At 72.5% G+C, this 7,041-nt stretch carries 8 protein-coding genes; 7 read left to right on the top strand and 1 reads right to left on the bottom strand.

Going from position 1 to position 7,041, the window contains the following annotated elements; all coding sequences use genetic code 11:
- The first annotated feature begins 49 nt into the window (after positions 1–49).
- The 5 genes from VGD85_RS16895 (at position 50) to VGD85_RS16875 (ending at position 5,113) form a co-directional block, all read left to right on the top strand.
- The gene (locus VGD85_RS16895) at positions 50–1,381 is read left to right on the top strand and encodes a flavin-containing monooxygenase (RefSeq protein WP_331064599.1); all 1,332 of its coding nucleotides are present in this window, start codon (positions 50–52) and stop codon (positions 1,379–1,381) included.
- A complete protein-coding gene (locus VGD85_RS16890) occupies positions 1,378–1,968 on the top strand; it encodes a TetR/AcrR family transcriptional regulator (protein WP_331064598.1) in 591 nt (196 codons plus the stop codon). The genes VGD85_RS16895 and VGD85_RS16890 overlap by 4 nt, the downstream gene beginning before the upstream one ends.
- On the top strand, positions 1,965–2,870 hold the full coding sequence (locus VGD85_RS16885) for an alpha/beta hydrolase (RefSeq protein WP_331064597.1): 906 nt from the start codon (positions 1,965–1,967) through the stop codon (positions 2,868–2,870). Before VGD85_RS16890 ends, VGD85_RS16885 begins: the two co-directional genes overlap by 4 nt.
- Positions 2,871–2,906: 36 nt before the next feature.
- Positions 2,907–3,659, top strand: coding sequence for a ZIP family zinc transporter (locus VGD85_RS16880; protein WP_331064596.1), 753 nt, complete (start codon positions 2,907–2,909; stop codon positions 3,657–3,659).
- Between the two features lie 77 nt (positions 3,660–3,736).
- A complete protein-coding gene (locus tag VGD85_RS16875) occupies positions 3,737–5,113 on the top strand; it encodes a cytochrome P450 (RefSeq protein ID WP_331064595.1) in 1,377 nt (458 codons plus the stop codon).
- A 26-nt stretch (positions 5,114–5,139) separates the two neighbouring features.
- On the opposite strand, the gene VGD85_RS16870 is transcribed toward VGD85_RS16875, so the two are convergent.
- Complete coding sequence (locus VGD85_RS16870; protein WP_331064594.1) at positions 5,140–5,556, bottom strand: cupin domain-containing protein; 417 nt, start codon at positions 5,554–5,556, stop codon at positions 5,140–5,142.
- Positions 5,557–5,647: 91 nt separating this feature from the next.
- On the opposite strand from VGD85_RS16870, the gene VGD85_RS16865 reads away from it, so the two are divergent.
- On the top strand, positions 5,648–6,190 hold the full coding sequence (locus tag VGD85_RS16865; protein ID WP_331064593.1) for a SigE family RNA polymerase sigma factor: 543 nt from the start codon (positions 5,648–5,650) through the stop codon (positions 6,188–6,190).
- Positions 6,172–7,026, top strand: coding sequence for a PASTA domain-containing protein (locus VGD85_RS16860; RefSeq protein WP_331064592.1), 855 nt, complete (start codon positions 6,172–6,174; stop codon positions 7,024–7,026). The genes VGD85_RS16865 and VGD85_RS16860 overlap by 19 nt, the downstream gene beginning before the upstream one ends.
- The last annotated feature ends 15 nt before the right edge of the window (positions 7,027–7,041 follow it).

The following is a 7,041-nucleotide window of genomic DNA, read 5'->3' as shown; positions in this document are numbered from 1 at the left end:
TGTCGAGTTTGATTGACACGTGTCAAACGTAGCCCATACGGTGGGTCGTGTGAACCCCACCACAGCGCTCATCGGCGCCGGCATCAGCGGCCTCACCACCGGCAAGATGCTCAGCGACTACGGCGTGCCCTACACCTGCTTCGAGTCCTCGGACCGGATCGGCGGCAACTGGGCCTTCGGCAACCCCAACGGCCACAGCAGCGCCTACCGCTCGCTGCACATCGACACCTCCAAGCACCGGCTGTCCTTCAAGGACTTCCCGATGCCCGAGGACTACCCCGACTTCCCGCACCACACCCAGATCAAGGCCTACCTCGACTCCTACGCCGACGCGTTCGGGCTGCGCGAGCGCATCGAGTTCGAGAACGGCGTCGTGCACGCCGAGCGGCTGCCCGACGGCGGCTGGGAGCTGCGGACCGAGCGCACCGGCACCCGCCGCTTCGACCTGCTCGTGGTCGCCAACGGCCACCACTGGGACCCGCGGTTCGCGGACTTCCCCGGCGAGTTCGCCGGGGTCTCGATCCACTCCCACCACTACATCGACCCGCACGACCCGCTCGACTTCACCGGCAAGCGGATCCTGGTCGTGGGCCTGGGCAACAGCGCGGCCGACATCGCGGTCGAGCTGTCGTCGCGGTCGCTGCAGAACGAGGTGACGCTCTCCACGCGGTCGAGCGCCTGGATCGTGCCGAAGTACACCTACGGCCTCCCGGCGGACAAGTACTACGTGACCACGCCGTACCTCCCGCTGAAGTGGCAGCGCTGGTTCGTCCAGAAGATGCAGTTCATGACCGGGTCGGACCCGGAGCTCTACGGCCTGCCCAAGCCCAACCACAAGTTCTTCGAGGCCCACCCGACCCAGTCGGTCGAGCTGCCGCTGCGGCTCGGGTCGGGGGACATCACCCCGAAGGGCGACATCGCGCGCCTCGACGGCGAGACGGTCCACTTCGAGGACGGCACCAGCGGCGACTTCGACGTGATCGTCTACGCGACCGGCTACAACATCACCTTCCCGTTCTTCGACCCCTCGTTCCTCAGTGCGCCGGACAACCGGATCGACCTCTACAAGCGGATGTTCAAGCCCGGCATCGACGACCTGGTGTTCGTCGGCTTCGCCCAGGCCACGCCGACGCTGTTCCCGTTCGTGGAGGCGCAGGCGCGGCTCGTCGCGGCGTACGCCGCCGGCCTCTACGCGCTGCCGACGGTCGCCGAGATGGAGCGCGTGATCGCCGAGGACCAGCAGAAGTACACCGGCCACATGCTCGACCGGCCGCGGCACACCCAGCAGGTCGACTACTTCATCTACGAGCACGACCTGCGGGCCAAGGAGATCCCCGCCGGCCGCAGGCGCGCGCAGGCCGCCCAGGTGGGTGTGCAGTGAGCGCGACCACGGGCGACGAGCGGCGTACGGCGCTGCTCGCGGCGCTCGAGGAGCACCTCGAGGGCGCGCGCCTCGACGACATCAACATCGCCGACATCTCCCGCCGCGCCGGCGTCACGCGCTCGGCCTTCTACTTCTACTTCGAGAACAAGGCGGCGGCCGTCGCCGCGCTCTACGAGGAGATGTACGCCGACGGCGTCGGTGCCGCCGAGGTGCTCGGTGGTGACGGCACGCTCCGCGACCGGATCTCCTCGGCGATCCGGGCGATCGTGCACGGCTGGGGCCAGCGCACCCACCTCTACCGGGCGATCCTCGACGCGCGCGCCAGCAGCCCCGCCGTCCGTGACCAGTGGGAGGCGTTCCAGGCGACGTACGTCGACCTGGTCGCCGAGCTGATCGAGGGCGAGCGTGCGACCGGCGCGGCGCCGCCGGGACCCAGCGCCCACGCGACCGCCACCGCGCTGCTCGACCTCAACGACCGCACGCTCGAGCGCGTCGTACGGGCCCCCGAGGGCTTCGACGCCGACGCGCACGTCGAGGCCGTCGTGCACACCTGGCTGGCCGCGATCTACGGGAGGACCTCATGAGTGTGGCTGTGAAGCACGACGAGCTCACGTTCCCCTCGGGGGAGGTGGACTGCCACGCCTGGCACTTCACCGGCGAGGGCGACGCGCTCGCCACCGACCCCGGCCGGCCGGTGGTCGTGATGGCGCACGGGCTGGGCGGCACCAAGGACTCCGGGCTCCAGCCGTTCGCCGAGTCCCTGGCCGCGGCCGGCCTCGACGTCCTGGCCTTCGACTACCGCGGCTTCGGGGCCAGCGGCGGCTCGCCGCGCCAGACCGTGTCGATGGCCGGACAGCTCGAGGACTACCGCGCGGCGATGGCGGCAGCGGCGCGGCTGCCCGGTGCCGACCCGGCCCGCCTGGTGCTGTGGGGCGTCTCGCTCGCCGGCGGCCATGTGATGGCGGCCGCCGCGCACCGCGACGACGTCGCCGCCGTCGTGTCGCTGACGCCGCTGGTCGACGGGCTCGCCGCGGGACGGCACGCGCTCGCCTCCCACAAGCCGTCCGCGATGCTGCGCTCGACGTGGGAGGGGATGCGCAGTCGCGTGGGTGCCCCGCGGATGATGCCGGTGGTCGCGCGACCCGGTGAGCTCGGGGCGCTGACGCTCGACGGCTGTCTGGAGGACTACCTGGCGCTCGCGGGCCCGACCTGGCGCAACGAGATCGACGCCTCGGTCGGGCTCGAGCTCGGCAACCACCGCCCGGGCAAGCAGGCCAAGCACGTCCGGGCGCCGATGCTCGTGCAGATCGCCGACCTCGACCGCAGCGCCCCGCCGCATGCCGCCGCGAAGGCGGCGTTCGCCGGCCGCGCCGAGGTGCGCCACTACCCGTGCGACCACTTCGACGTCTGGCCGGGCAAGGAGTGGCACGCCCCCGCCGTACGTCACCAGGTGGCGTTCCTGACCCGCGTGCTCGCTCCGGTCTGAGCGTTCATCCCCCGCGGTGCTGGGTACGGTGCACGGGTGCCGACCTGGGTGGAAGCGGGGCTGTGGGGACTCCTGGCGGGCGGTGCGCTCGTGCTGGGCGCCGCCGTCGCCTGGTGGGTGCGCGTGCCGCGGGTCGTCGTCGCCGGGGTGATGGCGTTCGGCGCGGGCGTGCTGATCTCCGCGCTCGCCTTCGACCTCATGGACGAGGCCGAGCACACCGGCGGCCTCGGCGCCACCGCCGGCGGCTTCCTCGCGGGCGCCCTGGCGTACGTCGCCGCCAATGCCGTGCTCGCCCGGCGGGGGGCCCGGCACCGCAAGCGGGCCGGCGACGAGCAGCCCTCCGAGGAGGAGCAGAGCGGCAGCGGTGCCGCGATCGCCATCGGGGCCCTGCTCGACGGGGTGCCCGAGTCCGTCGTGCTCGGACTCTCGCTGCTGGGCGGCGGCGGGGTCGGCGTACCCGTGCTCGCGGCGATCTTCATCTCCAACCTGCCCGAAGGGCTGTCGAGCTCGGCCGGCATGAAGCGCAACGGCCGCAGTGCCGGCTACGTCTTCGGCGTGTGGATCGGCATCGCCGTCGCCAGCGGTGTCGCCGGCGCGGTCGGGGTGCTCGCACTGCAGGGCGCCTCGGGCGAGGCCGTCGCCGCGATCACCGCGCTGGCGGCCGGGGCGATCCTGGCGATGATCGCGGACACGATGATCCCCGAGGCCTTCGAGCGCGCCCACCTGCTCACCGGGCTGATCGCCACCACCGGCTTCCTGGCCTCGTTCGTCATCGAGCGTGCCGGCTGAGCAACCACGCGGGGGCGCCACCAGGAAGCCCTTATTGACGACTATTCAATTCGTGGCATCCGACCTAGAGTCGATCCATGGCGACGCTGGACGACGTGAGCGAGCTGACCGCCGAGCGGATGCGGCGGATGAGCCCGGGCAACCAGGGCAAGCTGCCGAGGATCGACCTGGCCGGGCTGCCGCCCGGGCCACGTTGGCCGGTGCTCGTGCAGACGGCAGGGCTGCTGCGGTTCCGGCACCGGTTCCATCCCTACCTGCGGCGCAAGTACGGCGACGTCTTCACCGTGCGGCTCGCGCCGGGCGGCCGGCCGCTGGTCTTCTTCACCCGTCCCGAGCACGCGAAGGAGATCTTCGCCGGCGACCCGGAGGTCTTCCACGCCGGCAAGGCCAACGGCATCCTCGGCCCGATCATGGGCGAGCACTCGCTGCTGCTGCAGGACGGCGGTGATCACAAGCGGGCCCGCAAGTTGCTGATGCCGGCGTTCAACGGCCACGCCCTTCGCGAGTACCAGTCGCTGGTCACCGAGGTCGCCCGCGCCGAGGTCGGCGGCTGGCGTGACGGCGCGGAGTTCCGGGCGCTGGAGCGGATGAACGCCCTCACGCTCGAGGTGATCCTGCGCGTGGTCTTCGGCGTCACCGACGAGGCCCGCCTCGCCGCGCTGCGCCCGCGCGTCAACAAGACCGTCAACATCAGTCCGGCGATCCTGCTCGGCTGGGCCTACCCCCGGCTGCAGCGGCTCGGCCCGTGGAAGGCCACGGTCGACAACCAGCGCCGGCTCGACGAGCTGATGTACGCCGAGATCCGCGAGCGCCGCACCGCCCCCGACCTCGCCGAGCGCACCGATGTGCTCTCCCGGCTGATCCTCCAGGGGGAGGACGGTGACCGCTTGGACGACACCGAGCTGCGCGACCAGCTGGTCACGCTGCTGCTCGCCGGCCACGAGACCACCGCGTCGGCGCTGTCGTGGGCGCTCTACGAGACCGGCCGCGACCCGGAGCTGCTGGCCCGCTGCCAGCGCGCGGCCGCCGAGGGCGACGACGACTACCTCGAGGCGGTGCTCAAGGAGGCGATGCGGCTGCACCCGATCATCCCGATGGTGGTCCGCACCCTGCAGCGCCCGGCCACGATCGCGGGCTGGGACCTCCCCGCCGGCACCACCGTCGGGCCGTCGATCATCATCGCCCACCAGCGCGAGGACAACCACCCCGACCCCGACGTGTTCCGGCCCGAGCGCTTCCTCGGCCAGAACCCGCCCGCGAACACCTGGATCCCGTTCGGCGGCGGCGTCCGCCGGTGCCTCGGCGCCGGGTTCTCGCTGATGGAGGGCGTGGCGATCCTGCGCGAGGTGCTCGCGGCGTACGACGTCGTCGCGCTCGGCGACGACGAGCCGAAGGTCCGCAACATCACCAGCGTGCCGCGCCGCGGCGTGCGCATCCGGGTGACCGCTCGATAGTCGCGGTCGGGCCGCGTGGCCCGACCTCAGCGCTCGCCGGTCAGGTGCGGCAGCTCGTCGAGGTGGGGGAGCAGCTCGACGCTCTCCTGCTCGTTGGGGTCGGTGCGGGCGACGAGCGCGCGCGCCCAGGCGGTGTCGCTGGTGTTGACCGGCACGTGCGGCACCCCGGGCGGGATGTAGACGAAGTCGCCAGCGACCGCGACCGCGTGCGAGGCGAGGTCCTCGCCGAACCACACCTCGGTCTCGCCCTCGATGACGTAGATCGCGGTCTCGTGCCCGGAGTGCCGGTGCGCCTTGGCGCGGGCGCCCGGTGGGATCGCCAGCAGGTGCGCGCACAGCCCGACGGCGCCGACGCTCTGCGCCGAGACGCCCTCGAACTGGTCGAGCCCCTGCTTCGACGTCGAGCGGGTCCCGGTCGGGATCACCCTGACGGTGGGGTTCATGGGCACAAGATCACACGAGCGCAGGGTCCGTGGGGCCGAAACGCGGAACCGATCCGCGACCCTGGCCCGTCGGAGGGGTGAGGAGGTGCCGATGGCGCACGATGGTCCCGAGGACGAGTTCGGGGAGTACGTCGCGGCCCGGTGGGCCCGGCTGGTCCGCGCGGCGGTGCTGCTCGGCTGCACGCCGCACGAGGCCGAGGACGTCGTGCAGTCGGCGTTGACCCGGTGCCTGGTGAAGTGGTCGCGGGTCAGCCGCGCCGACGACCGCGACGCCTACGTGCATCGCATCGTCGTCAACACGTTCGTCGACCACCGGCGCCGGATGTGGCGGCGCGAGCTGCCGACCGAGCGTCTCCCCGACCGGGAGACCGCCGACGGCAGCCTCGCGGTGATCGACCAGATCGGCGTCGACCGGGCGCTGGCCGGACTCGTCGAGGACCAGCGGGTCGCCGTGGTGCTGCGCTACTACCTCGACCTCAGCGAGGCGCAGATGGCCGCCGTGCTCGGCGTCGCGCCCGGCACCGTCAAGAGCCGGCTCTCCCGCGCGCTCACCGCGCTCGGCGCCGATCCGAACCTGACCCAGTTCCACGACCAGCTCGACAACCGGGAGGAACCATGGACACCCAGCAGCTGATCGACCGGCTCGAGGAGCGAGCCGCGGAGATCCCGGTCGGCCCGCCCCCGGTCGCGCTGATGCGCACGCGTGCCCGCAGGCACCGGCAGGGGCGGGTGGCGATCCTCGCATCGGCGGCCGCCGTCGCCGCGATCGCCGGTGGCCTGGCCTGGCAGGGCAGCGGGGGCGCCGACGACGGGTCACGCACGCCGATCGCCTCCGACGCGCCGGCCGACCCCGACACGCCGCCGGACGGCTACCGCTACGTCGGCATCGGGGACGTGGTGGCCGCCGTACCGCAGGGCTGGGGGACCAACAAGACCGACTGCGGCACCCCGCAGGAGGACACCGTGGTCATCGACCAGGGCGTGACCTGCCTGGCGCTGGTCCCACGGCCGGCCGACGTCGACAGCCTCGCCATCCAGCCGACGTTCGAGGGCCTGGACACCAGCGGCTGGACGGTGACCGAGGTGGCCGGCCAGCGAGCCCTGCGCTCGCCGCTGAGTCGTCAGGACGGTGTCGTGCGCCAGACGGTGGTCGTGCCCGGCGCCGACGTCGCCTTCGTCGCGGAGTCGTCCTCGACCGCCGGCGCGAGCGTCGTGGGCGACCTCCTCGATGGGATCACGGTGCTGCAGCAGCACACCACGGTGCCGGCGTTCCAGGACCTCGGCTACGACGCCGACCCCGCGTCGATGGTCGACTCGTACGTCGAGCGCCTCGCCGAGCTCGGCCTGGCCGCCGAGGTCACCGAGGGCAACGGCCGGGGCCTCGACGCCGGCACCGTGCTCGAGACCGACCCCGCGGTGGGCTCGGTCCTCGCGCCCGGCGACACGGTCCGGGTGGTCGTCGCTCGCTGATCGATGTCGGGTCGT

The sequence above is a fragment of the Nocardioides sp. genome, from assembly GCF_036401255.1.
Lineage (GTDB): Bacteria > Actinomycetota > Actinomycetes > Propionibacteriales > Nocardioidaceae > Nocardioides.
Note: the sequence above shows the minus strand (reverse complement) of the source record. Positions and strands in the feature narration are given on the sequence as shown.